Annotated in this window: 19 protein-coding genes; 8 read left to right on the top strand and 11 right to left on the bottom strand. The window is 60.6% G+C overall.

Annotated elements, in window-relative coordinates; all coding sequences use genetic code 11:
* Positions 1 to 2: 2 nt before the first annotated feature.
* A complete protein-coding gene (locus CJ178_RS26095) occupies positions 3 to 614 on the bottom strand; it encodes a TMEM175 family protein (RefSeq protein ID WP_095888328.1) in 612 nt (203 codons plus the stop codon).
* Between the two features lie 258 nt (positions 615 to 872).
* On the opposite strand from CJ178_RS26095, the gene CJ178_RS26090 reads away from it, so the two are divergent.
* Positions 873 to 2,513: an amidohydrolase gene (locus tag CJ178_RS26090; protein WP_095888327.1), complete on the top strand. Its 1,641-nt coding sequence runs from the start codon at positions 873 to 875 to the stop codon at positions 2,511 to 2,513.
* An 11-nt stretch (positions 2,514 to 2,524) separates the two neighbouring features.
* On the opposite strand, the gene CJ178_RS26085 is transcribed toward CJ178_RS26090, so the two are convergent.
* The 3 genes from CJ178_RS26085 to CJ178_RS26075 all read right to left on the bottom strand — a co-directional run bounded on the left by CJ178_RS26085 (position 2,525) and on the right by CJ178_RS26075 (position 7,469).
* Positions 2,525 to 3,097 carry a hypothetical protein gene (locus CJ178_RS26085; protein WP_052683586.1) on the bottom strand — a complete coding sequence of 191 codons (573 nt, stop codon included), beginning with the start codon at positions 3,095 to 3,097 and terminating at the stop codon, positions 2,525 to 2,527.
* Positions 3,094 to 3,897: a MerR family transcriptional regulator gene (locus CJ178_RS26080; RefSeq protein ID WP_257013441.1), complete on the bottom strand. Its 804-nt coding sequence runs from the start codon at positions 3,895 to 3,897 to the stop codon at positions 3,094 to 3,096. Before CJ178_RS26080 ends, CJ178_RS26085 begins: the two co-directional genes overlap by 4 nt.
* A gap of 116 nt (positions 3,898 to 4,013) precedes the next feature.
* Positions 4,014 to 7,469, bottom strand: coding sequence for an indolepyruvate ferredoxin oxidoreductase family protein (locus tag CJ178_RS26075; RefSeq protein ID WP_095888691.1), 3,456 nt, complete (start codon positions 7,467 to 7,469; stop codon positions 4,014 to 4,016).
* 267 nt (positions 7,470 to 7,736) lie between these two features.
* Between CJ178_RS26075 and CJ178_RS26070 the strand changes: the two genes are divergently transcribed.
* A complete protein-coding gene (locus CJ178_RS26070; RefSeq protein WP_095888325.1) occupies positions 7,737 to 8,492 on the top strand; it encodes a MerR family transcriptional regulator in 756 nt (251 codons plus the stop codon).
* Here CJ178_RS26070 and CJ178_RS26065 read toward each other — a convergent pair.
* On the bottom strand, positions 8,484 to 11,129 hold the full coding sequence (locus CJ178_RS26065) for a helix-turn-helix transcriptional regulator (protein WP_257013440.1): 2,646 nt from the start codon (positions 11,127 to 11,129) through the stop codon (positions 8,484 to 8,486). The two genes, CJ178_RS26070 and CJ178_RS26065, sit on opposite strands and share 9 nt — an antisense overlap.
* 242 nt (positions 11,130 to 11,371) lie before the next feature.
* On the opposite strand from CJ178_RS26065, the gene CJ178_RS26060 reads away from it, so the two are divergent.
* Positions 11,372 to 12,391, top strand: a complete 1,020-nt coding sequence (locus CJ178_RS26060; RefSeq protein ID WP_095888324.1) for a helix-turn-helix domain-containing protein — start codon at positions 11,372 to 11,374, stop codon at positions 12,389 to 12,391.
* On the opposite strand, the gene sthA is transcribed toward CJ178_RS26060, so the two are convergent.
* A complete protein-coding gene (gene sthA / locus CJ178_RS26055) occupies positions 12,375 to 13,787 on the bottom strand; it encodes a Si-specific NAD(P)(+) transhydrogenase (protein WP_045068884.1) in 1,413 nt (470 codons plus the stop codon). The two genes, CJ178_RS26060 and sthA, sit on opposite strands and share 17 nt — an antisense overlap.
* A gap of 134 nt (positions 13,788 to 13,921) precedes the next feature.
* Between sthA and CJ178_RS26050 the strand changes: the two genes are divergently transcribed.
* Genes CJ178_RS26050 through CJ178_RS26040 form a run of 3 tightly spaced genes read left to right on the top strand, consistent with a single transcriptional unit; the run spans position 13,922 to position 15,812 of the window.
* The gene (locus tag CJ178_RS26050; protein WP_045068883.1) at positions 13,922 to 14,380 is read left to right on the top strand and encodes a MarR family winged helix-turn-helix transcriptional regulator; all 459 of its coding nucleotides are present in this window, start codon (positions 13,922 to 13,924) and stop codon (positions 14,378 to 14,380) included.
* Positions 14,377 to 14,802 (top strand): organic hydroperoxide resistance protein, encoded by a 426-nt coding sequence (locus CJ178_RS26045; RefSeq protein WP_033234010.1) that lies wholly within the window; start codon positions 14,377 to 14,379, stop codon positions 14,800 to 14,802. Before CJ178_RS26050 ends, CJ178_RS26045 begins: the two co-directional genes overlap by 4 nt.
* Positions 14,802 to 15,812, top strand: coding sequence for an NADP-dependent oxidoreductase (locus CJ178_RS26040; RefSeq protein ID WP_045068881.1), 1,011 nt, complete (start codon positions 14,802 to 14,804; stop codon positions 15,810 to 15,812). Before CJ178_RS26045 ends, CJ178_RS26040 begins: the two co-directional genes overlap by 1 nt.
* Positions 15,813 to 15,883: 71 nt before the next feature.
* Here CJ178_RS26040 and CJ178_RS26035 read toward each other — a convergent pair whose 3' ends face one another.
* From CJ178_RS26035 to CJ178_RS26015, 5 genes are all read right to left on the bottom strand, one after another.
* Positions 15,884 to 16,759, bottom strand: coding sequence for an oxidoreductase (locus tag CJ178_RS26035; RefSeq protein ID WP_045068879.1), 876 nt, complete (start codon positions 16,757 to 16,759; stop codon positions 15,884 to 15,886).
* Positions 16,760 to 16,808: 49 nt separating this feature from the next.
* Complete coding sequence (yidC, locus tag CJ178_RS26030; protein ID WP_045068877.1) at positions 16,809 to 17,741, bottom strand: membrane protein insertase YidC; 933 nt, start codon at positions 17,739 to 17,741, stop codon at positions 16,809 to 16,811.
* Between the two features lie 115 nt (positions 17,742 to 17,856).
* The gene (locus tag CJ178_RS26025; protein ID WP_033234006.1) at positions 17,857 to 18,156 is read right to left on the bottom strand and encodes a DUF6412 domain-containing protein; all 300 of its coding nucleotides are present in this window, start codon (positions 18,154 to 18,156) and stop codon (positions 17,857 to 17,859) included.
* A gap of 28 nt (positions 18,157 to 18,184) precedes the next feature.
* Positions 18,185 to 19,033, bottom strand: coding sequence for an alpha/beta fold hydrolase (locus CJ178_RS26020; protein WP_084702970.1), 849 nt, complete (start codon positions 19,031 to 19,033; stop codon positions 18,185 to 18,187).
* Between the two features lie 168 nt (positions 19,034 to 19,201).
* Positions 19,202 to 21,556, bottom strand: a complete 2,355-nt coding sequence (locus tag CJ178_RS26015) for an ATP-binding protein (RefSeq protein WP_095888689.1) — start codon at positions 21,554 to 21,556, stop codon at positions 19,202 to 19,204.
* 180 nt (positions 21,557 to 21,736) lie between these two features.
* Here CJ178_RS26015 and CJ178_RS26010 point away from each other — a divergent pair, with 180 nt between their 5' ends.
* Together CJ178_RS26010 and CJ178_RS26005 are read left to right on the top strand one after the other, a co-directional pair.
* Positions 21,737 to 22,462: a GntR family transcriptional regulator gene (locus CJ178_RS26010; RefSeq protein ID WP_033234005.1), complete on the top strand. Its 726-nt coding sequence runs from the start codon at positions 21,737 to 21,739 to the stop codon at positions 22,460 to 22,462.
* Between the two features lie 105 nt (positions 22,463 to 22,567).
* On the top strand, positions 22,568 to 24,139 hold the full coding sequence (locus tag CJ178_RS26005; protein ID WP_033234004.1) for an NCS1 family nucleobase:cation symporter-1: 1,572 nt from the start codon (positions 22,568 to 22,570) through the stop codon (positions 24,137 to 24,139).
* Positions 24,140 to 24,141 lie beyond the last annotated feature (2 nt).

Genomic DNA, 24,141 nt, shown 5'->3' with positions numbered 1-24,141 from the left:
GCCTAAGCGGGGTTTCTCGTTTGTACTCGATCCCACAGCTTCTCGATCGGCGACGAGAGCAGGAGAAGGAACAACGGGAAATACGACGTCGCCGGAACGAGCACACTGACGAGCAGTGCCACCACCAGTATCAGGAAAGTGACAATCTCGGCCGTGAAATTCGGTTTGGCACCCTCCTCACTCAACGACGGCTTGCGGACCAGACCCCATGCGACCACTGCCAGGCACGCAGCGCTGGCGGCCATCGTCCCGATGTAGAGAGCCCTGGTTCCCAGATCCTGCGAGGGCGCCGCCACCAACGCCGTCGGGAAGGGCAAGAACACGATGGTCAGCACCCACAGCCCCAATCCGCGCACAACCACCTTGTCTGCGTCGATCACAAAACGAAGCAGCCGATGCTGCGACCACCACAGCCGGAAAATCACCAGAAAGCTCAGCGCGAAGGAGTAGAACTGTGCAGCGTTCTCGTGCAGTAATTCGGACGTGGTGCCATGGTGGTCGGTGGTCAGTTCGACCAACGGTAGAACGAGCAGCGTGATCGCGATGGCGACGATCGCGTCGATAAAAGTGACGTAGCGCTCGAAGTAGCGGGTTCGTTCGGCAAGCTCAGCCATTGCGGAAGCATATGCCTCACAACAAGAAACAGACCGGCGACGCCAGATTCACGCGGAACACACATTTAACGAATCGAATTCGCTAGACTTAGTGGTCGACGCGCCGCTCCCCATACTCGACGAATCGCCTCCATCAACTTCCTTCTGCTGGTCCCGCTCGCCTTGGTATCTCGCCTGTCCGCGCGCACCGACGGTGCGTATCGTCACCACAGCGCCGCTGTCACCACCGCCGTCATCGCGTAAGGATCACGAAAAGTCATGAATGAGCGCATCACTCACTACCGCAACGGGAAGATTTTCACTGCCGCCGAGGGCGGCTGGGCCGAATCGCTGGTCGTCAAGGATCAGCAGCTCATTTTCTCGGGAGAGTCCGAGTTCGCGGAAATCCTTACCCCTGACGCCGAAGTAGTCGATCTCCAAGGCGCCGTTGTACTTCCCGGTTTTGTCGACGCGCATACCCATTTGATCATGATGGGATTCTCACTGCAGAAGCTCGATTTACTCGACGCCACCAGTGTTGCCGACATTCAGGCCGGCATCCGCCAATTCGCGGAATCGAACCCCGATGCACCTCGTCTGCTTGGACGCAGTTGGCTGTTCTCGGCACTCGGTGGGCAACACCCGACGCGGGAAATGATCGACGCCGTCGTGCCCGACCGTCCGGTGTACCTCGATGCCAACGATCTACATTCTGTCTGGGTGAACAGCGCGGCGCTACGAGAACTCGGCATCGATGCCGACACGCCCGACCCGATCGGTGGTCGCATCGATCGAGACCCGAGCACCGGAGAAGCAACCGGAATGCTGTATGAGACCGCGGTGATGCTCTACGTGTGGCCGAAGCTGGCTGAACTCGCAACCGACCAAGACCGGGACACGGCCCTGGCGCTCGCGTTCCGCCGTTATCTCGAAGACGGCGTAACCGGCGCAGTGGACATGGCACTTGGCCCGGACGAATTAGCTTGTCTGGAAAGAGCATTGGACGCAGGGAACGGAACGCTGCCGTTGCGGGTCGCTGCACATTGGCTGATGACGCGTGAGGACAACGACGCCGATAATGTCAGGCAAGTTCATGACGTGATCGAGCTGCACAATCGCGTCCAAGGTCCGTGGCTCGCCGTCGCGGGCATCAAGATCATCATCGACGGTGTGATCGACAGCTGCACTGCTGCAATGAAAGAGCCGTATTCGGACGGCACCAACGCCGAGCCCATCTGGGACCTGGAGTCATTGATACCTGTCGTGACCGCCGCCGACGCCGCAGGCCTGCAAATCGCCATGCATGCCATCGGCGACGAGGCGTCCGAGATCGGTTTGACGGCACTCGAATACGCGATAGCCACCAACGGGGATATTCCCCGGCGGCATCGGATGGAACACCTGGAGTCGATCACCCGAGACAACGTCGAGCGCCTTGCCCGACTCGGTGTGGTCGCCTCCATGCAACCAGTTCATGCGGATCCTGCTATTCAAGAAAACTGGCGTGCAATGCTCGGCGACTACCGTGTGAATCGTGCCTACCCGTGGCCCGAATTCACCGAGGCCGGTGCGGTTCTCGCCTTGGGATCGGACGCGCCGACTGCGCCTCACCCACCGCTGCCTAACATGTTCATCGCCACCACTCGCATGTCTGCCATCGACCCGTCACTGCCACCCAACCTCCCGCAGTACGCACTTCCTCTCGCGGAAGCTCTCGCACACGCCACTCGGGACGCGGCCTACTCGTGTCGGTGGGAAAACGTGACCGGCCAACTGGTTCGGGGCAAAGCTGCCGATTTTGTCGTATTGAAACAAGATCCGTTCACAGAAGGTGTCGACTCACTCCTCACCACCGAGATCGCGATGACTGTTGTTGCCGGGTCAGTTCGGTACGCCAACTGCGTACAAAACCCGCAGTAGCCCAACTACATTCACGACACCTTCAACAAATTGCCCACCAGATCAGCGGGTTCGTCGACGTACAGACTGATCCTGTCGACAAATCCGCTCCGGCGGTATCGCGGGATCAACGCCGGAAGTTCGACGTGGATCGGTTGTCGCAGAACCACATCGACGTTGGTTCCGTCGAGATTCGGCAACGTCAACCGACTGCCTTCTAACTCCGGTGTTGTTGTGTCGAATCGACGCACACATGCCGCCGACGCCATAGACTCTCGGTCGATCGAAGCGACAACTGTTCCGGATTGTCGCACCACGAACCGTGTGTCCGTCACGAAATGTGGATGAACCCGATGCAGAGCCAGGTAGCCGAACAGCACCACCAACGACCACACGGACGCCACTGCAAGAATCACACTGAGCCACATCCATGGCACAAGAATGTGCAGCACCGCCATTTCGATGACGGTGGCAACGCCGAAAGCGACAGGAAGAACCAATGATCCACCGCTGGATCGAACAACGACGGCGCCTTGCTCCACAACTGCGTCACGGCCACGAATCCAGAGCCACAACGCCCCAAGTTTTGTGTTCGAGAATGTCATCGCCCCTCACCTTCGTCGGCTATTCGCGCCACGAGCGCGCGCTGAACCCGCAGTACTACCTCACGTTGCGCCGGGTCCGGAACAACATCGTCGAGCGAGACGGGCATGCCTAGCCCGACGTCGGACTGGGCCCTCAGGTCCGCAATTGTCTGCTCGTCGAATTGGGCCAGGATGCTGCATGCGAGCTGCTCAATCGCGCTCTCGATCGAAACCGGCTCCTTCCCTTCGATACTCGACCATTCCGACAGCGACGCGAGGTAGTGGGAACGCTTCTCGTCATCCGCGATCACCGACGCATAGGAGTGTAAAAACTGCTCGGGAGCACTTCCCGTCATTGCCAGCACCTCGAGAAGATCTCGTTCACGCTCGAGCGCGCGCTGCACTCCCGGCGACGACGCGGTATCGACGGCGTCGGTCAGAGCTGACGCAACTTCCGTAGGCAAGGCAGACACGATGCGGCCGCTCTCGGCGTCCGCGAGCATCGACGTGAGTCCGACATGCCGACGCGCCAGTTTTGCCTGTTCGACTTCCACTGCCCCGATCAGCGCACGGAGATCGGCAACGGTATCGCTCACCCCTTCTTCCGAGGTGTCTGCGGCGAACAACGCCGCTATCGAACCCAACGGAACACCCCGCTCGGCTAACCAACGAATGCGGACCAGCCGTACGACGTCGTCCATCGTGTACTCGCGGTACCCGTTTGCCCGCCGGACGGGTTCCGCGAGCAATCCGAGCCGATGGTAGTGCCGCACAGTCCTCGGTGTGGTCTGAGCGGCCTCCGCTAGCTGTCCTATTCGCATGAACACAGTGTCAACCATGACGTAGCGTCAAGGTCAAGGGTCATTGGCAATATCGCTGGAGCACAACTGTGCCCCAGCGACAATGTCGCTGGGGCACAGTCATCCCTCGTACCGAGTTAGCCGTTGACACCCAACTCACGCAGGCGCGCCTTGTACAGTTCGACGTTGCCGAGCTTGACGTCCTCGTAACCACGAACCATGTCCGGGAGAGCCGCGATGTCGACGGCGCGGTCGTAACCTTCGGCGCCCAAGGCGCGGGACAGATCCGCGACGATGGTCTCGTACTGTTCGAGCAGTTCACGCTCGACCTTGCGGACGTGCATGTAGCCGAACGGATCGAGCTTGGTGCCGCGGAGCTTCTTGCCCTTCGCCAGAACCTTCAGCGCGACATGCGACTTCGGCCCGAACCCGATCTTCTTCTTACGACCCATCACCTTGAGGATCGGCGGGTGCAGCTTGTATGTCAGGTTCTCACCCGCAGGCACCTGGGACTTGACCTCGTCGATGAAGGCGGGATCGACCAGCATGCGAGCAACTTCGTACTCGTCCTTGTACGCGGTGAACTTGAACAGGCCACGGGCGACCGCTTCACTGAAGTCGGTGCGCTCGGTTGCGGCACGCTCGGCGGTCCAGACTGCCTGAACCTGATCGATGTACCGCGCAGCGACCTTGACGGACTGGAACTCGATGAGCTGCGCCGCACGCAGTTCCACCAGTCGCAGGGTTTCACCAGCCAAGGTTGTCCCGGCGAACATGTGTGCCGGTGCGACGACCGGTGTGCGGACGGACTTGGCAGGCGTCGTGACTGCCTCGAACGCAATCGTGTCGGCAATTGCCGCGCGGCCCCAGCGGAATGCGGCGATATTTGCTTCCACCGCAACACCGTTGATGCCGATCGCCTCTTCGATGGCCTCAGCCGGAAGACGAAGTCCCCCGCTTTGGTAAGCCGCACCGATGAGCAGGAAGTTGGCTGCTGCCGTGTTACCGAACAACTCCTGGGCCGCGGCAAGTGCATCGAACGAACGCAGCGTCCGCGAGACCTTGTCAAGGCGAGCCAAGAGGGAGGACTCCTCCGGGTAGCGAACATCCTTGTCGTAGACCATGTCTCCGGTCGGCGTCTGCGACGTCGAGGCGATGGAGATGGTCGACTCGTGGTTGCCGTAGTCGAGGTTCTTGTTGTCGGTCGCGGTCAGCAGGTCGAAGGCAACGATGCAATCCGCACTGCCCGGGGTGAGCCGGTTGGACGGCTCGAGCGCTCCGGAACTGAAACGCAAGTGGGAGACAACGGGTCCGGCTTTCTGACTGAGACCGATCTGGTCAAGGCTCTCGACCTCGAGGCCGGCGCGCAGCGCTGCTGTTGCCAGCACCTGGTTGACGGTGACGATGCCGGTGCCGCCGATACCTGCGAGGAAAACATTCTGGGTTGTGGTGAGCGGGCCCAGATCAGGATCTGCGACCACTGGCGGGACCGGACGAGCGGCCTTGGGAGCCTTCTTTCCGGGAACCAGTTCGACGGTCACGAACGAAGGGCAATCGCCGTCCATGCAGGTGTAGTCGGTGTTGCACGACGTCTGGTCGATCTTCGTCTTGCGACCGTACTCGGTGTCCACCGGCTGAACAGACAGGCAATTCGACTTCACTCCGCAGTCGCCACAGCCTTCGCACACCGCTTCGTTGATGACGACGCGAGTGTTGCGGGTGGGCAACGTGCCACGCTTGCGCTGACGCCGCGCGTCGGCCGCACAGTGCTGGTCGTAGATCAGGACCGTGACGCCCTTGATCTCGCGAAGTTCCTTCTGAGCTTCGTCGAGACGATCGCGGTGCCAGAGTTTGGTGCCCTTGGCCAGGGCACGCTTGCTGTGCCGGCCCGGATCGTCCGCACAGATGATGATCTGCTTGACGCCCTCGGTGGTCAGCTTGTGGCTGAGTTGAGCAACGGAGAGGGCACCTTCTGCGTCCTGCGCACCGGTCATCGCCACTACCTCGTTGTAGAGCAACTTGTAGGTGATGTTCACGCCTGCAGCGATGCACGCCTGAACAGCCAATTGACCGGAATGGAAGAAGGTGCCGTCGCCGATGTTCTGGAACAGGTGAGGCACGTCGGTGAACGGTGCCTGCCCGATCCACTGGCTGCCCTCGCCGCCCATCTGCGTCAAACCGGTGACAGCGCTGTCCTCACGGCCGGACATGGTGACGAGTGTGTGGCAACCGATTCCGCCGCCGCCGATGGAACCCTCGGGGATTGCGGTGGAACGGTTGTGGGGGCACCCACTGCAGAAGTACGCGGTGCGCTTGGCGGAGAGCACGTTCAGCGACAGCGGAGCCGGGAGGGTGCGCTTGAGCTCGACGTGCGGCTTGAGTACGCGGCGCAACGGGGCGAGCAACCGGCCTGCGGTGAGCTCACCACTCGCGGGCATGAGCAGTCGGCCCTGGCCGTCGCGCTTACCGATGATGCGAGGCGCATCATCGATTCCGTAGAGGATCTCTCGAATCTGAGCCTCGATGAATGCCGTCTTGTCCTCGACCACGATGATCTGCTCGAGTCCGGTTGCGAACTCTCGCACCGACTCCCCCACCACCGGGTACGGCATACCGATACGGAGCAGCCGAATTCCCGCACGATGCAGGGCTGCGTCGTCGACACCCAGGTCTGTCAGAGCCTGACGTACGGAGTCGAATGTGGTTCCGGTAGCGGCAATTCCGATTTTGGCACCTGAAGGATCAACCTCGATCACATCAAGATTGTTCGCGGCACCGTAGGCCTGCACCAGATCCCACCGGGGTCCGTACAGGTCGGCTTCTGCGATGACGCTGTCCGGCGGCGCTGCCATCTGACGCTGCTTGTAGACAAATGGCTTACCTTCGAACTGCACCTCGGGCACCACGATGTCGAAGTCGGCGATGCTGCCGTCAACCGTCCACGCGCCGTCCGCTACGTCGGCAACGATCTTCAGGGCCACAACACAACCGGATGCGCGTGAAAGCGCCACCGCGTGCATGCCCATCGTGATGATTTCTTCGGCGTTGCGGGGGAACAGAACCGGCACGCCCATTGCTGCGAGGGAGCGCTCACTCACTGCAGGTACGGTCGACGATTTGGATGCAGGATCGTCGCCCACCAGAAGGACGACGCCGCCCCTGGGGTTGACGCCGTACATGTTCGCGTGGCGGATGGTATCGGTAGCGCGGTCGACACCGGGCCCCTTGCCGTACCAGATGCCGGTCACGCCGTCGTGGGTCGCGGTTCCTGCAGGAAGGTCTGTTTGGCTACCCCAGACCGCGGTGGCCGCAAGTTCCTCGTTGAAGCCGGGTACGAAGGTGATGTCGTGCTCGGCGAGCACCTTGGGCATCCCGTGGAGCATCTTGTCCACGCCGCCGAGGGGACTCCCCTGGTACCCGGAGACAAAGGTGGCGATCCGCTTGCCTGCGCGGATGTCGCGGACATGCTGTTCGACGAAGCCACGAGCGATTGCCTGAACACCGGTCAGCAACACCGGACCCGATCCCGACCGGTACCGATCGTCGAGGTCATAGGGCTTGGTCTGGGCTACGCCCGACACCAGTTCAGTCATCGTGACCACCGTTCCTGTCTTCAGCACATTTCGTTCTGTTCAGGTGATCGTTATCGAGGTATGAGAAAGCGTCAACAGAGGGCGCTTGAACTATTCAATACGATCATCAAGTGAGCTGGATCACCCTGGTTAGTTCATCGAATCGGTCAGCTGGAGACGCGTTCGTGACGACCGCGGAAATCAGGTGCAAAATTCCCCTTGACCTTGACGTTACGTCAACTTACACAATGGATACAGCGCACCGATAGAGGAAGGGAGTGGAAAACAGTGACCGAATGGTCCATCCAAGAGCTTGCCAAAGCTGCGGGAACCACCAGCAGAACCCTGCGCCACTACGGCGACCTGGGACTACTGAAACCCCATCGAACGGGAGCAGGTGGATACCGCTTCTACGACGACACAGCACTGGTTCGGCTTCAGCGAATCCTGCTGCTGCGTGAACTCGGCCTAGGACTGCCGGTCATAGCGGAGATTCTGGGCGGCGAACGAGACACAACAACCGCCCTGCACACTCACCTCGAACTGCTCGAACAAGAACGCGCCCGGATTTGTCGCCAGATCGATTCGGTGACCACAACATTGAGAAAAACCGAGAAAGGACTACCACTCATGCCTGAAGAAGTGTTCGACGGCTTCGACCACGCTCAATACAAAGACGAGGTGATCGAAAGGTGGGGTAGCGACGTATACACCAGCAGCGACAAGTGGTGGCGCTCGATGTCCGAGCAGGAGAAGACGTCTCACCTGAACGCGCACAAAGACATCGCCGCGGCGTTCGGCAAAGCCGCAGCAGACGGGCTCGGACCCGAATCCGACACCGTCCAGGCCATCACCCACCGCCAGTTCACCTGGGTCAAAACCGGTTGGCAGGGAAAAACTCCCAGCGCCGACGCATTTATCGGACTGGGACAGATGTACGTCGACGATCCACGATTCCGCGCCAACTACGACGTCCACGGTCCGGGTACGGCAGAGCTGATCCGCGAAGCGATGACCGTGTACGCAGAGACCAATCTACGGTGAGAACCGTTGGCGCACCGGTTCTGCGCCGAGCAAGGAGAGCCGGTGTGCCGCGGCAACAGCCTCGTCACGCGAATGGACACCGAGCTTTCGGTACAACCGCCGAATGTGACTTTTCATCGTGTTCTGGGTGACAAAGAGCTTCCGGGCGATATCGGCGATGGGCAGTCCGTCCGACAATCCGCGGAGCACTTCTGCCTCACGCCTGCTGAGGACCAGGCGTTCGATTGTCGGGGGATACATCTCTACCGCTTCGGATTCGAGAAAAGCGACAACAGAGCTGCTACGTGATGGTGCGCGCGTTTCGAGATCCTCGATCACTCGTCGCGGAATTGTCGAGAACGCGGAAAGAGCACCGGTGCGCTCGACCAATTCACAAGCCCTGGACCATGAATCGCCGGCATCCGACCACTCACCCAAACTGTGATATGCCGCGGTTTCTACCAGTTTCGCCTCGGTATGCACCCTGGGATAGAAATCTGCGCTCCAGTCGATTGCCCGGCATAGTTGCAGGGCTCGCTCAGGGTTCCCCGTCAGAAAGTAGGCACGTGCCGCCGAGACCTGCACTATCGGCAAGCGGTTCCCGAGAACCGCAGCCTCGCCAATTGCCTTGGCCCCTTCACCGGCGGCCAGGAGCAGATCGATGCGCGCGGCGCTCAGCATTGCGGCACCGCTCGAGACGCCACAATTGACGGGCGGTTCGTTTGCGGCGCCGGCACGTTGAAGAGTGACCAGCCCCGCGAAAGGATCGCGCCGAGCCAATGCCCACCGCGTCCGGGCATACGCTTCGAAGGCCCACACGTCGCCGGCCGGCGAGATACCGTCGAGAATCTCGATCGCCGCAGCAGCCGCGGAAAGATCCAACGTATCCAACGCAATCAAGAGCCGGGCGATTGCGCCGCCGATATGGGACGGCGGTCCCAGCCACCCGGGAACGTCGGGTTCTACCCCTTCCGCGAGAAGCCATTGCGACGCCTCCGAAAGTCTGCCGCGCAGAACCTCATTGAGCGCCGCATTGCCGGCTGAATGTCGCGCAACAAAACGTGGACCGCTGTGAAGCGCATCCTGGTATGCGATCGCCAATTGTGTGGCTGCGTCGTCGACATTGCCGACAAGTTGAAATGCGACACCCCAGATCAGACGCAGAGCTGGTAGCTGACTTCTGAACTCGTCGATCCGGCCGACATCCAGATAGTCCGCGATATCGACGAGAGTGCGTGCGACGTCGGCTGATCGCCCGTGCTCTCCCGATGCGCGCAACACGATAACTTGAACCGTTCCGCTGTTCAGTTGGGCGAGCACGTCGGTCATCGCAGCGACGTCCGCAAGTTCCGAGGACTCCGTGTTGTAGGTGTCGAGATCCACGGAGGGTGTACGCAACCGGAACTCCAGCATGTCGCGCCCGACCTGCATGGAACGACTTGCCGACATGATCTCTTCCGGCATGGACCACATAGCTTTTCGGAGCAACCCGGAATGCGCTACCAGGAGATCCGCCCAGTGCCGGCTGAGAATGGCAGCGACCTCCGACCAGTCCTGCGCGTCGATTGCGTAGTGGACCGCATCGGCGATATCACCGTGGTCGAGGCAATACCGCGACAGTAGGAGCAACCGCTCCCTGGAAGCACCGCCGGTTTCGTCGTCGATCCTCATCAGCGCTTCACGAACGGCAGGAGGAAAATACCAATTCTCCCGATGCCGGTCGCGGAACAACAAGGCGGACGATTCGAGCCGATTCATCAGCGGGGCAACGTCGACCCCCGGGACCAACAACTGCGCTGTTGCCACGGTAACAGTCCGCGCCGCAGCGATTCGAAGCGTGAAATTCGACAACTCGGTACGCGCAGCCTTCGGAGGCACCTGGCGCTTTGTGTAGCCGTAGAGCGCCAGATCGATGCGCTGCATAATTATCTCGCGGCTACGGGAGCGCTCCGGAAGCCCGCTCACGACATCCACAGCCACCTTCATCAGCGCGGGTACACCCGCCAACCGCCCGCAGATCGAGTGGACAACATCGGCAGGCACGGCAATACCGGCTCCGGAAAACAGTGCCACTGCTTCGTCCGGTGTGTATCGCAAATCGTCTACGGTCAGGCTCTCCTCGATGCGGACGTTGTCCAGGACCTCCACGGATGCTCGATCTTGCAGTGTGACAATTATTTTCAATCCCGGCACGTCGTCGATCAGGGCAGTGAGCCGCTCACCGAGGCCATGCCCCTCGATCAGATCCACCCGGTTGAACACCACCACGAACGGCACCGTCGATGCCGCAAGATACTCGCGCATCTTGCGTTCGGGGTACGCGTGATTATCCGCGAGCCTCGGAACTGCCTCGCAGGAATCCTGAATGACGGTCAGTGCCTTGTCCCAGTAGTCGATGTGATTTGTGGGCGCATCAGGCGCAGGCACCCACACCACCGGCCGATTCGGCAATGGAGCCGGGGCCGACAACCACAACCCGGCGAGTGCGGTTTTACCAAACCCACGGGGAGCGTCGAGAACAGTCAATCCCGACGGCGATTGCATCAGCTTGACGAGTCGAGCACGGGGCGTCGACGACGCGGCCCCCAGCAGCCTGCGGCGCACGGAGACACGACTTCTGGGCTTGCGGTCGATCGGATCCGACTTCGATCCGGGCACTACGCGAGCCCTACTGCGGGCACGCCCCGAAACCGGGAGGCAAACCCCCGGCCCGAGCAGAAATTCCACACAGATCCGCGCACAGTATCGACCATAGGCCCATGTCCACCGCAGTGTGAATGCGAAGCGTCTCCACTTCATGCCCGTTTTGTCTCACATTGTGGCGCCGATCACTTATCTCTGCTATTTTCCGGAAAGCGCCCCTGACCTGGCCTATTTCACATAACATCCCCCGCGTGCCCATGATTGAGCCCCGGATTGACATATCCACGGGATTTGTGGACGCGGCGGACCGTGACGACTACTGGCGAGCAGCGACTCGGCCCTTCTACGTCACCGAACGCGCCGGCCGAGATGTCCCACTTCACGGGACGATCTCGGGTACTGCCACCGGGACGTCACTGATCGGCGAGACCACCGTCAACAGTCAGAACTACGTGCGAAACCGTCGACTGATCACGGAAAGCGAACTGGACGATCACTACGTGGTCCAGGCGTGGACAGCCGGCGCGATGGGCGGCGACGCCGACGGTGTCGACTTCCTCGTCCGGACGAACGAGGTCTCGTTTGTCGATTTAGGCAAACCGCTTCGCGCGAGCGTCCGAACACACTCGGAGCGCACTGCCCGCACGATCAGTCTGGTTGTGCCGCGTGCACTCGTCGAGGCCTCGTCGCACGGTCGCTCCTTGCACGGCACCGTCCTGACGGGAATGCCCGCGGTAGTTTTCTCGCAGTGCCTGCAGTCGATCTCGGACGCACTCCCACACCTCGACTTCGCTGGCGCGGCGCAGTACGAAAACGTTGTCGAATCGCTGCTGAAAGCCAGTGTGGGGCACGTTGCACCCGAGCAACAACTTCGAGCACCTCCGGAGGGTCTTCGAGCGTGCGCCCTGGTGTACATTCTCGATCATCTCGGCGAGAGTTGGCTCAGCCCTACGACAATCTGCGTTGCACTGGCAGTCTCCCGGGCGCAGCTCTACCGTGCGTTCAACGACGAGGGTGGGATTGCGCAGGTGATCCGCCGTAAGCGACTAGAACATGCGTACCGCGAACTGACGACACCGGATTCCGCCGACGCGTCCGTGGAAGATATCTCTCGCCGTTGGGGATTCACGTCAAAACCGCACTTCGTACGAGCCTTCGAGGCTTACTACGGCACTACTCCGAGCAGAGTGCGGCTCGAAGGCCGGCGCACGATCGGGAATCCGTCGATCAACCGCCTTCACCGCCACCTGACATCATTGTCTACTGGAACTGCTTGAGAGCCCTGATCTTGTTCATCACGTCGAGTGCAGCAACCTTGTACGCCTCAGACAGCGTCGGGTAGTTGAAGACCGCATCCACAAGGTATTCCACGGTACCGCCGCACCCCATGACCGCCTGTCCGATGTGGACGAGATCTGTTGCTCCCGAACCGAAGATGTGAACCCCGAGTAACTTGAGGTCGTCCGTGGATACCAGAATTTTCAGCATTCCGTATGAGTCGCCGGCGATCTGACCGCGGGCAAGTTCGCGGTAGCGCGACACCCCGACCTCGTACGGCACCGATTCCTCGGTCAAGTCGACCTCGGTTGCGCCGACGTATGACACCTCGGGAATCGAGTAGATGCCGATAGGCTGCAAATCCATCAACTTCGCGCCAGGTTCTTCGAACGCGTGATACGCCGCCAGTCGACCCTGATCCATGGAAGTGGCTGCAAGAGCCGGGAATCCGATGACATCGCCGACGGCGTAAATGTGCTCGACCTTGGTGCGGAAATTCTCGTCCACGTAAATTCGGCCGCGGTCGTCGGCCTCGAGTCCGGCATTCTCCAATGCCAGAGGCGCGGTAAGACCTTGACGCCCAGCCGAATACATGACGGTTTCGGCTGGAATCTGCTTGCCGCTACCCAACGTGGTGAGAGTTCCGTTGGCGCCGACGTCGACGGCAGTCACCTCCTCACCGAATCGAAACGTCACCGCCAGATCCCGCAAGTGATACCGAAGCGATTCGATGATCTCAGGGTCGCAGAAGTCCAGCATCGAGGTTCGTTTCTCCACGACGGTGACCTTGGTGCCGAGCGCTGCGAACATCGACGCGTATTCGATTCCGATAACACCAGCGCCGACCACGACCATGGTGCCGGGAATGGACGTCAGATTCAGGATTCCGTCGGAATCGAGAACTCGGTGGCTGTCGAACGAGACGCCCGCCGGACGCGCAGGCAGTGTGCCCGTGGCGATCACGACGAACTTCGCGGTAATCGTCATCTTGTCGCCGCGCGAAGCATCCTCGACGAGGATGGTGTGCGCGTCGACAAATGATCCGACTCCGACCAGCAGTTCGACGCGGTTACGCAAGAGTTGTGATCTCACCACCTCGATCTCCTTGGTGATGACATGCTGCGTTCGAGCCAACAGATCCGCCGGTGTGATGTTCCCCTTCACCCGGTAGCTCGCGCCGTACAGTTCGCGCTGATTCATGCCGGTCAGATAGAGAACCGCCTCCCTCAACGTTTTCGACGGAATGGTGCCGGTATTGACGCACACTCCCCCGAGCATGTTGCCCTTCTCGACCATGGCCACTCGTTTGCCCAGCTTGGCGGCCGCGATTGCCGCCTTCTGCCCGCCCGGGCCGGAGCCGATGACAACCAGGTCATATTCCGTCGAATCGCTCATCGTTCAGAAGTACCGTCCACACGCGTCGGACAGGTGGCAGGCGTGTCAATACTCCGTGAACGACCGCAGGCGTCCAAGATAGATTTTGCACAGCTAGGTTGTGCACAACTAAACTGTGCGCTACAGTGTTTTTTGTGACCAACCCGCTCGCCCTCGAACACCAACTCTGCTTCGCCCTCTACTCGGCGTCGCGAGCAACCACGGCCGCCTACCGAACCATGCTGGAGGACTTGGGAATTACGTATCCCCAGTACCTGGTCCTGCTGACACTGTGGGAACGCGACGGCCGCGGCGTTCGGGATATCTGCGACGCCCTTGATCTCGACACCGGCACTCTCTCGCCGCTCCTCAAGCGACTGGAAAGCCAAGAGCTCATCGAGCGCCGACGCCTGACCAGTGACGAGCGCCGCGTCGAGATTCACCTGACCGAGAGCGGTTTGGCACTGCGCAGCAAGGCAGAAGACATACCCCGCACGCTCGCCGAGGCAACGGGACTTGATCTCGACGAACTGGTGAAACTCCGGGAAGTCCTGGTCCGGCTAGGCAAGCACCTTCAAACATCCAACGCTGTCGACGGAAAGAAGAAGCCATGAACATCGTGTACACCGCAGAAGCACTGGCCACCGGCGAAGGTCGCAACGGCCACGCCCGCACCTCCGACGGACGCCTCGATCTCGGCCTGGCCATCCCGAAGGAAATGGGCGGCAGCGGCGACGGCACCAATCCCGAGCAGCTCTTTGCCGCCGGATATGCGGCGTGCTTCCACTCTGCACTGCAGATGGTCGCCCGAGCGGAGAAAGCCAATGTTGCGGACTCTGCGGTAGGCGCTCGCGTCGGCATCGGCCCGAACGACGCCGGCGGTTTCGGACTTGCTGTGACGCTTGAAGTTTCACTTCCCCATTTGCCCCATGAACAGGCCGTCGAGCTGACGGAGAAGGCGCACCAGGTGTGCCCGTACTCCAACGCAACTCGCGGCAACATCGAGGTCACCCTCGAAGTAAGTAAGGACGATTAATGAGTTCCACCCCCACAATCAGCCGCGAGATCCACCTTGCATCCCGGCCGAACGGTTGGCCGACCCCCGAGAACTTCTCCACAGTCGAGGTCGAGCTTCCCGAACTCGAAGACGGCCAGATCCTGGTGCGCAACATCGCGATCTCGGTCGATCCGTACATGCGTGGACGCATGAACGACGTGAAGTCGTACCTGCCGCCCTTCCAGATCGGCGCAGCTCTCGACGGTGGCGCAGTCGGAGAGGTTATCGCCTCGAAGTCCGCCGATCGCACTGTCGGAGACGTTGTTGTCCACGGCCTCGGGTGGCGCGAGTACGCGATTCTCGACGGGACAGCCGTCACTCCCGCTGATACGTCCATTGCCCCGGCCACGGCCTACCTCGGTGCGCTCGGCATGACGGGCCTCACCGCGTACGCGGGACTGACAGCTGTTGCCGAGTTCAAAGAAGGTGACACCGTATTCGTCTCCGGCGCAGCAGGAGCCGTCGGATCACTGGTCGGCCAGATCGCAAAGCTCCTGGGTGCCAAGCGTGTGATCGGCAGCGCGGGTTCTCCGGCGAAGGTCGCTCGTCTCCTCGAACTCGGCTTCGATGCCGCGTTCGACTACCACGACGGACCGGTCACCGAACTTCTCGCTGCTGCCGCACCCGACGGAATCGATGTCTACTTCGACAATGTCGGCGGTGAACATCTCGAGGCTGCTATCGACGCCATGAATTCTGGCGGCCGAATCGCGATGTGCGGAGCCATCGCTCAGTACAACACCACCGAAAAGCCCACCGCCCCCAGCAACTTGGCGGCAGCGATCGGCAAGCAGCTCACATTGCGCGGATTCCTGGTTGGCGGATACCGCCATCTCGGCCCCGAGTTCCGCACCCACATGGCGGGGTGGCTCGCCGACAACAAGATTGCGTGGGACGAGACCATAGTCGAAGGTCTCGACAATGCCCCGCAGGCGTTCATCGATCTGATGCGCGGCGCGAACACCGGCAAGATGGTTGTCACGCTGTAAGAGCGGAACTGCTGTAACAGTGCAACTGCTGCGATGGCCGCGAATCCCACTGGGGTTCGCGGCCATCGGCGTCACAGTCCGAACGACACTCCGGTCAACTTCTCGGAAAGCGTCCACAGGCCCGCTGCGGTCTCGGTATCGTGCGATTTCTTGTTCGAGCCAACCACTTTCGGGTATCCACGCTGCTCGAACGGACCGTCCGGGCCGATATAGCTGCCGCCGAATGCATCAGGAACGGTTGCCGCATACAGCTCCGGCAATGCGCCCATCTCCGCAGACTGCGCGATGATCCGGTTGCCGATGCCCATGAGCTTGTCGAAGACGGACTCGGTGTGGCCCTGCAGGTTTGTCGACGCATACCCCGGATGCGACGCCAATGCCTTGAGCGGCGAACCCGACGCAGCCAGTTTGCGTTGAAGTTCGTACGTGAACAGCAGATTGGCGAGTTTGGACTGCCCGTACGCCAGCCACCGGTTGTATTTGCGATGCTCGAAGTTGAGATCATCGAGATCGACGGTTCCCAGTTGGTGCAGTGCGCTCGACATCGTCACGACACGATCCGTCAGCTTGTCCTTCAGCAAGCCGGTGAGCGCAAAATGCCCCAGATGGTTTGTGCCGATCTGCATTTCGAAACCGTCGACCGTCCGGCGGAAGGGTATCGCCATGACACCGGCGTTGTTTACCAGAACGTCGACGGCGTCGGTGGCGTCGGCAAATGCCCGCACCGACGCCAGATCCGCAAGATCGAGTTGCCGTACCACTGCGTTGGAACCGATCTCCGCCGCAATGGGTTCAGCCTTCGATGTGTCGCGGCACGCAAGTACGACGGTTGCGCCCGCTTTGCCCAATGCTCGTGCAACTACCTCCCCCAACCCACTGTTGGCCCCGGTCACCACAAACGTGCGGCCGGTCTGATCGACAACGTCTTCTGCAGTCCACTTGGTCATGAAATCCAGCGTACGTGTGTTACCAGCCGGTAGGGAGTGCTGATTTTCGTCACGATTTCCGTTTTGCCTTGGTCTGCTTGGCACCAGGAAGAGGCGCTGTGGACGCGGAGCCTGGCGGGATCTGCACATCTGCCTCGCGCTGCTCCGCCGCAATCCGGCCGTACACAAAATGCTGTTGCGCGAATGTCCAGCAGTTGTTGCTCACAAAATAGATCAGGATCGCGACTGGCACAAACGCACCGAAGGCAACCACTCCGACCGGAAACACCCACAACGCGAGTTTGTTCATGATCGCCGTTTGCGGGTTGACGGTCCCGGTGTCCACCTGCCTCGCGATGGATGCCCGCGACGTGAAGTGCGTCGCCACCGCGGCAAAGATCATCAGCGGAACTGCGACCAGAACTATGGACAGCCGGGTCACATCGCCAAACGCCTCCAATTGCGCGGCCGGACTCGAAATCATCGCCGACAGCGGCGCCCCGAACAGCTTCGCATCGAGAAACGACTGCACATCCGAGGCACTGAAAAAGTAGTTGGCAGTGTTCGCGTTGTCGGCGATGGACATGGGTTCGGTAGGGCTGAGGAACGGGACGTGGGTAGCCGCTCCCGTCCGATTGAACGACCGCAGAACGTGATACAAGCCGATGAAGACCGGTGCCTGAATGAGCATCGGCAAACATCCGAGCAGCGGGCTGTAGTCGTGTTCTTTCTGGAGCTTCGCCATCTCCGCGGCAAGCTTCTGATTGTCGCCGGCGTACTTCTTCTGCAATGCCTTGATCTGCGGTTGTAGTTTCTGCATCACCAGCTGCGTGCGGACCTGTTTGACAAACGGTTTGAAAAGAATCGCTCGGAGCGTGAAGACGAGAAACACCACGGACAGTGCCCAGACGACACCGCTGTCGGGTGCTCCCGAAACCAGGGAGAAAACCTTGTGCCAGAACCACAAGATTCCGGATACGGGGTAATAGATGAAATCAAGCATGATGAATGAACCTCACCAAGAGGCACGCTCGAGCAGAATGCGAGCGCGGGGAATGGTCGTGGGCTGAGCTTCGCTGACCGACCTACGACGGGTTTCTCACCCGCGCAGCGTCAGACTACAGACCGATTCCCGGAGCTCGGGGCTGCGGACGACCTGGGGCGTCCGGGCTGCTCTGCCTGCGGAAAGACCCACGCAGACAACGCTCGTCACGGGCCGGCCCACTCGACGAGCGCGCAAACAGTTGCAGAAGCTCGCTGCGGGGCGACGTCGCCAATGCGGCAACAACAAACACAGCAATCGCGGTTCCCAGAACCGCGGCACTGCCTGATGAACCGAGCGGTGGAGTAGCGAGCATCGCGATGAACGGCAGCAGAAGCAGCAACAACGATCGCGTCGCCGTTCCCTGCCTGTTCATGGATTCGAAGATACACGGTAGTTGGCGGTCAACCGACGAGTTCTGTGGCCGAATCGGAAAGCACGTGCGTCAATAACTGCCCGAACAGTTCGGCGTCGTCGATCAGCCAGTTGTGGTTGCCACGAACTTCGTGAACTCGAGGATCTACGAGGGCGGCACGAATCGCGTCGAAGCTTGCGCGTGGGATCACCTGATCGCCGACGCTCCACAGCATCGACACCGGCATCGCACGTTCTGCCATCGTTTCGAACAGTGCGATGAGATCGGCGTTCCTGGCCAGGTTCGCCGTGCGCCACAACGAACCGGCATTGCGGACCGCATTGGGAACTACCTCGTCCAACAGCAACTGCATAGGTCCACGGGCCGGGAAGGTCGCAATGGCTTCAGCTATCGCCGAGCCGCACCAATTCAACAGCGGTCGCTGACGGATCGGGTACTCGCGCCCGGACGAATGTGACCACGCACCACCACCGACCGAGTTCACCAACACCAGCTGGGAAACCAGGGTCGGGCGATCATGTGCCACCGCTGCCGCCACTCCACCACCGAACGAATGTCCCACGACGGTTACCGGACTGTTCACCCCGATCGCGTCGAGAAATCGACCCACCCACTTCGCGTAGCCGTCAAAAGTGCGATCGCTCGGCTCGAGTTCTGCGCTGCCGCCGAGTCCGGGAAGTGTGGGCGCGATCACGCGAAAACCCCTATTGACCAGCGATGCAAGCGACGAACGATACGCACGCGGCGACAAGCCCCACCCATGCAGAAAAACAACCAACTCGCCGTCCCCGCCTGCCGCGAAGTCCACGCTTCGCGAGTCGACCACGGCTGTGTCCCATTCGATGGACGCATCGGGGTCGGCGGTGTTGACGGGCATGATCGGATCCAGTTTCTCGGTCGGAAAGTGCGGTTGGCACTCGGTCGACCTCGACACTGCCGTGCATCCGACGTCTGAGCGACGGCCGAACTACCTGGATCGGTACCTGGATTTGTACCTGCATTTCGGGCACTGCGGTGACGACCTGGTGTTTTGCAGTAGAAGCCCTCACGGCCGATCTACGGATCGCGCAGCGCCTTGCGATTCCTCTTCGTGTGCGTGAGAAACTGCCCACGCCGCGATCTGCGCCCGGGAATTGAATCCCAGTTTTGTCAGCACATGCTCCACGTGCCCCTGAGCGGTGCGCACCGAGATGAAGAGGCGCTCTGCGATAGCGCGGTTCGTGAGGCCCTGAGCCACGAGTTCCGCAACTTGCTGCTCGCGGCGTGTGAGTCGAATTGCCTCGCTCGACGATGCAGCCTGGGCACTGCGACGCTCGTCGAGTGCATACGCAACGGCTTCCATTTCGGACATCACAATCCCTCTGTGAAACTCCCTGTCGAAAGCACTCTCCCCCAGAGCCTTTCGAGCACTCTTCATCGCCTTGTCGCGGAAACCCGACAACCTCGAGAGCCCGGTGAGCGGCCGCCCGATCTTCTGCCAGCACATCTCCGCGGCGCCGAGCAGAATCGCTGCATGCTTCCAATCACGTTGCGCTACAGCAGTCCACGCCAACGATTCAACACACCATGCGGCGTTCATCGAAGAATTGTCAGTTCGCAAACTACGTGTCGAATAGTCACTCGCACGCGCGAAGTCACCCCGAAGCCACGCAACGAGTCCGAGAAACCCCAGTGTCTGGGCCTGATACGTCACTTCGTGCAGGGGCACGGTGATCTCGAGACACTCGTCGAAACGCTCCACCGCGCGCTCCAGAGAACCGGCAAGAATATATGCGAGACCGAGGACGCCCAAACCGATCACCACGTACTGCAGATTTTCGTCGAAGCGAGACATCGCCAGAGCAGATTCCAACTTCGCTGTAGCAGTGTCGAATTCACCCGCAGATGCATTGACGTACCCGTCCGCCCACGCTGCCAGGGCTCGCGAACGCACGTCTCCCACGACCTCGGCAAGGCGCCAACCCTCGTCGACCAATTCGCGTGCACGCAAGTAATCGCCCTGCATCGCATGCGCCGCTGCGCCTCCGCACAAGACGTCCGCGCGATACATGTCCGTCTCGGCGGCTGTGGCGTCAAGGGTTCGATCAGCCCAGTACCGCAGCGGGCCGATCAGGCCGTCAGCCACCCACAGTTGGTACAAGGCGGCAACTATTCGAGTCGCAGACCGCACCTGTCCTGGCGTCGAAATCGAAAACTCCAGCGCGTCGTCGACATTGCGCTGTTCACGCCTCAACCATGCGATCCATTCGGCCTGCCTGCTGCTGATCCAGTCGGAATCCGCTCGGACAGCAAGATCTTCGAACCAATCGCGATGGCGGCGATGCACGTCGAACTGTTCCCCGGTGGCCTCCAACTTTTCACTCCCGTACTCCCGGAGAAGATCGAGAAGACGGTAGCGAACGACACCGTCGGATTCCTCACGAATGAGGATGGACTTCTCGACCAAGCCGGTGACGATATCGAGCACTTCCGTCGAACTCATGTCCTGCCCGCACACACCTTCGGCAGCATCGAGGTCGAACCCACCCGAGAACACGCTCAGCCTTCCCCACAACCGTTGTTCCAGCGGCGAGCACAGGTCATAGCTCCAATCAATCGACAAACGAAGCGTCTGCTGACGACTCGGTGCGCCACGTCCACCCAAGGTGAGGAAACGGTAACGATCCGAGAGCCGATTCATGATCTGCTCCACAGACATACCCCGCAGACGGGCGGCCGCCAACTCGATCGGCAACGGCAATCCGTCCAGATCCTGGCAAATCCGAGCAACAGCATCCTTGTTCTCGTCGGTCAGCACAAAGCCCGGAACAACGGACGCCGCGCGCTCGGTGAACAGCGACACGGATTCGTACTGGGCAAGGCCCTCGAATTCGCGCGACTGTTGCTGTGGCGTCGTGAGCGAGGGAACTCGCATCGTCACCTCACCGCCCATTCCCAGCGATTCTCGACTCGTCGCCAGAATCTTCACCCCGGCGCACCGACGCAGAATCTCACCGGCAAACCGCGCAACCGAATCCACCAGGTGTTCACAGTTGTCGAGCACCAACAGCAGACTCCGATCGGCGCAGTAGTCGATGATCGCGTGCAGCGGATCCGACGAGACCGGCCGCACACCGAGCCTCACCGCGACGTAGTCATCGAGTAATTTCGGATCAGTCTGCTCGCCCAGTTCCACCAACCAGACCCCGTCGCGGAATGCTCGCTGCACCGTGCTCGCCAGACGGATGGCAAGTCGTGTCTTACCTACTCCGCCGATACCAGTCAAGGTCAGTAGACGCGATTCCTCGAACAACCTTCTGGCCTCGGATAACTCGCGTCGACGTCCGACAAAACTGCTCAGCTCATGGGGCAGATTCCCGATCACGCGCTGATCGGTCGCGCCCCGCGCCGCGGGTACCATCGACCGTCTCACTTCCTTCTCGAACCTTTTCAACGCTACCCCGTTCGTCCACGTCTGCGCCGTTCGCACAGGGAGAATCATCGGCTCGTTCGATTCGTGGCAGCTACGTAGTTGTCACGCACACGCAACATCGAGTTTCTACTCTGTTTCTACGCATAACAGACGAGAAGGGAGTTCGCCATGGCACCGCGCCGTAGATCAGTGCTGCTGACGCAATTGGTGATCGATACTCCCGGAAGTCCCCAGCAAGCAATCCTCGACGAACTGCGTCGAGTCATTCTTTCCGGATCGGCGCCTCCGGGCACACCCATTCCGCTGGCCGAAGTCGCCGAGCGCTTCGGGGTCAGCCGAATACCCGTCCGGGAGTCACTCAAGACGCTGGTCGGTGAATCGCTGGTCGATCACCGACACCAATTCGGATACACCGTCGCGCAACTGACACCCGCCGAACTGCGTGAAATGTACATAGTCCGCGAGACCTTGGAATCTGCTGCGCTCAGCGTTGCCGTCGAACAAGCAACCAAGGAGGACCACGCTCACGCCGTCGAGGTGAACTCGAGACTCGAAATCGCTCTGCGCTACGACGACTCACACTCGTATCACTGCGAAAGCCGTAACTTCCACTTGGCGCTGACACGGCCGTCGAACATGCATCGCCTTCTACACATGTTCGAGGCGGCCTGGAACATCACCGAACCGGTCCAGCCGATGGTTCACGTTGCCGGCGTCGATCGAACCGTCCTCCATTCCGATCACACCGCGATGCTCGATGCGTTCTTGAGACGCGATACGGAAGCACTGCTGGCCGCATCCGAGATTCACCACAACCGACTCAACTCTGTGATCGCAACACTGCCGACCGACACCGGACTGCTCGCCGAAAAAGATATACCGATCTCGCAATAGTTGTGCAACACAAGCTGGATATCTTTCTCTCAACACAGTTTTCACCACTGGCGCTGAGAGCGTGTGCACCTTCCCCTGCCTTCTGCCCGATGCACAGGAGCTGTCATGACCGATATCCTTCCGACCACAACCGCAAGCGCCGCGCCGCCGACCGGACCCGGCCACGGGGACCTCGTCGAGGCCGCCGGGCATCCTGTCGGTAGCGGCTTGATCAAACCCGACTACGACCCGCGATTGACCAACGAGGATCTGGCACCGCTACGTAAGCAGACGTGGACGTCGTACAACATCTTCGCGTTCTGGATGTCCGACGTGCACAGCGTAGGCGGGTATGTCACGGCCGGAAGCCTTTTCGCGCTGGGGCTAGCCAGCTGGCAAGTACTGGTTGCACTACTGGTCGGCATCACCATCGTGTACTTCTTCTGCAACCTTGTCGCCAAACCCAGTCAGGCAACCGGCGTTCCGTATCCCGTGATCTGCCGTAGTGTGTTCGGCGTCCTCGGAGCGAATATCCCGGCGATCATCCGCGGCCTGATTGCTGTGGCCTGGTACGGAATTCAAACGTTTCTCGCCTCAGCGGCCCTCGATGTCGTGCTCATCAAGCTCTTTCCCTCCCTCGCGCCATACGCCGTGGTCGAGGACTACGGATTTGCCGGCCTATCGGCCCTTGGCTGGGGCAGTTTCATGCTCCTGTGGGTACTGCAGGCATGCGTGTTCTGGCGAGGCATGGAGTCGATCCGCAAGTTCATCGACTTCTGCGGGCCGGCCGTGTACGTCGTCATGTTCATGCTGTGCGGCTATCTCATCTACAAAGCCGGTTGGAGCGCAATAGATCTCACTCTCGGTGACGTCAAGTACGACGGCTTCGACGCGGTGCCGGTCATGCTCGGCGCTATCGCTCTCGTGGTCTCGTACTTCTCCGGGCCGATGCTCAACTTCGGTGACTTCTCCCGCTACGGTAAGTCCTTTGCGGCAGTCAAGAAGGGCAACTTTCTGGGCCTACCGGTTAACTTCCTCGTGTTCTCCGTGCTGGTTGTCGTCACCGCCTCGCTGACCCTCCCGGTTTACGGCGAACTGATCACCGATCCCGTTGCCACAGTCGCTCGTATCGACAGCACGTTTGCGATTGTTCTCGGCGCCCTGACCTTCACCATCGCCACCATCGGCATCAACATCGTCGCCAACTTCATTTCACCGGCATTCGACTTCTCCAACGTCAGCCCACAGAAGATCAGCTGGCGGGCCGGCGGAATGATCGCGGCAATCGGATCCATCCTCATCACCCCGTGGAACCTGTACAACAACCCCGACGTCATCCACTACACACTGGAAACCCTGGGAGCGTTTATCGGACCCCTATTCGGAATCCTGATCGCCGACTACTACCTCGTGCGCAAGCAGAAGGTGATCGTGGACGAACTGTTCAGCATGTCGCCCACCGGAACCTACTGGTACAGCAAGGGTTACAACCCGGCAGCCGTCATTGCCACCGTGGTGGGTGCCGTTGTCGCCATGGCCCCGGTGCTCGGCAAGGATCTCACCGGGATGTACACCGCAGCGCAGTACAGCTGGTTCATCGGCTGTGGGCTCGGATTTGCCGTCTACTACCTACTCGCCACCCGCACGTCACTCGCGGTCAAGAACGTCCCCGCTCCCGAACCTGCAGAGGTCAGCTGACC

This window comes from Rhodococcus sp. ACPA4, from assembly GCF_002300185.1.
Lineage (GTDB): Bacteria > Actinomycetota > Actinomycetes > Mycobacteriales > Mycobacteriaceae > Rhodococcus_F > Rhodococcus_F globerula.
The sequence above is the reverse complement of the archived record's forward strand: the minus strand, read 5'-3'. Positions and strand labels throughout refer to the sequence as shown.

What these genes read in the sequence shown, in the direction of transcription:
- CJ178_RS26005 (WP_033234004.1), top strand. Translation starts at nt 22,568, where the DNA reads ATGACCGATATCCTTCCGACCACAACCGCAAGCGCCGCGCCGCCGACC.
- CJ178_RS26025 (WP_033234006.1), bottom strand. Translation starts at nt 18,156, where the DNA reads ATGAACAGGCAGGGAACGGCGACGCGATCGTTGTTGCTGCTTCTGCTG.
- CJ178_RS26035 (WP_045068879.1), bottom strand. Translation starts at nt 16,759, where the DNA reads ATGACCAAGTGGACTGCAGAAGACGTTGTCGATCAGACCGGCCGCACG.
- CJ178_RS26045 (WP_033234010.1), top strand. Translation starts at nt 14,377, where the DNA reads ATGAACATCGTGTACACCGCAGAAGCACTGGCCACCGGCGAAGGTCGC.
- CJ178_RS26060 (WP_095888324.1), top strand. Translation starts at nt 11,372, where the DNA reads ATGATTGAGCCCCGGATTGACATATCCACGGGATTTGTGGACGCGGCG.
- sthA (WP_045068884.1), bottom strand. Translation starts at nt 13,787, where the DNA reads ATGAGCGATTCGACGGAATATGACCTGGTTGTCATCGGCTCCGGCCCG.
- yidC (WP_045068877.1), bottom strand. Translation starts at nt 17,741, where the DNA reads ATGCTTGATTTCATCTATTACCCCGTATCCGGAATCTTGTGGTTCTGG.
- CJ178_RS26090 (WP_095888327.1), top strand. Translation starts at nt 873, where the DNA reads ATGAATGAGCGCATCACTCACTACCGCAACGGGAAGATTTTCACTGCC.
- CJ178_RS26095 (WP_095888328.1), bottom strand. Translation starts at nt 614, where the DNA reads ATGGCTGAGCTTGCCGAACGAACCCGCTACTTCGAGCGCTACGTCACT.
- CJ178_RS26015 (WP_095888689.1), bottom strand. Translation starts at nt 21,556, where the DNA reads ATGGTACCCGCGGCGCGGGGCGCGACCGATCAGCGCGTGATCGGGAAT.
- CJ178_RS26010 (WP_033234005.1), top strand. Translation starts at nt 21,737, where the DNA reads ATGGCACCGCGCCGTAGATCAGTGCTGCTGACGCAATTGGTGATCGAT.
- CJ178_RS26080 (WP_257013441.1), bottom strand. Translation starts at nt 3,897, where the DNA reads ATGCGAATAGGACAGCTAGCGGAGGCCGCTCAGACCACACCGAGGACT.
- CJ178_RS26040 (WP_045068881.1), top strand. Translation starts at nt 14,802, where the DNA reads ATGAGTTCCACCCCCACAATCAGCCGCGAGATCCACCTTGCATCCCGG.
- CJ178_RS26075 (WP_095888691.1), bottom strand. Translation starts at nt 7,469, where the DNA reads ATGACTGAACTGGTGTCGGGCGTAGCCCAGACCAAGCCCTATGACCTC.
- CJ178_RS26020 (WP_084702970.1), bottom strand. Translation starts at nt 19,033, where the DNA reads ATGCCCGTCAACACCGCCGACCCCGATGCGTCCATCGAATGGGACACA.
- CJ178_RS26085 (WP_052683586.1), bottom strand. Translation starts at nt 3,097, where the DNA reads ATGACATTCTCGAACACAAAACTTGGGGCGTTGTGGCTCTGGATTCGT.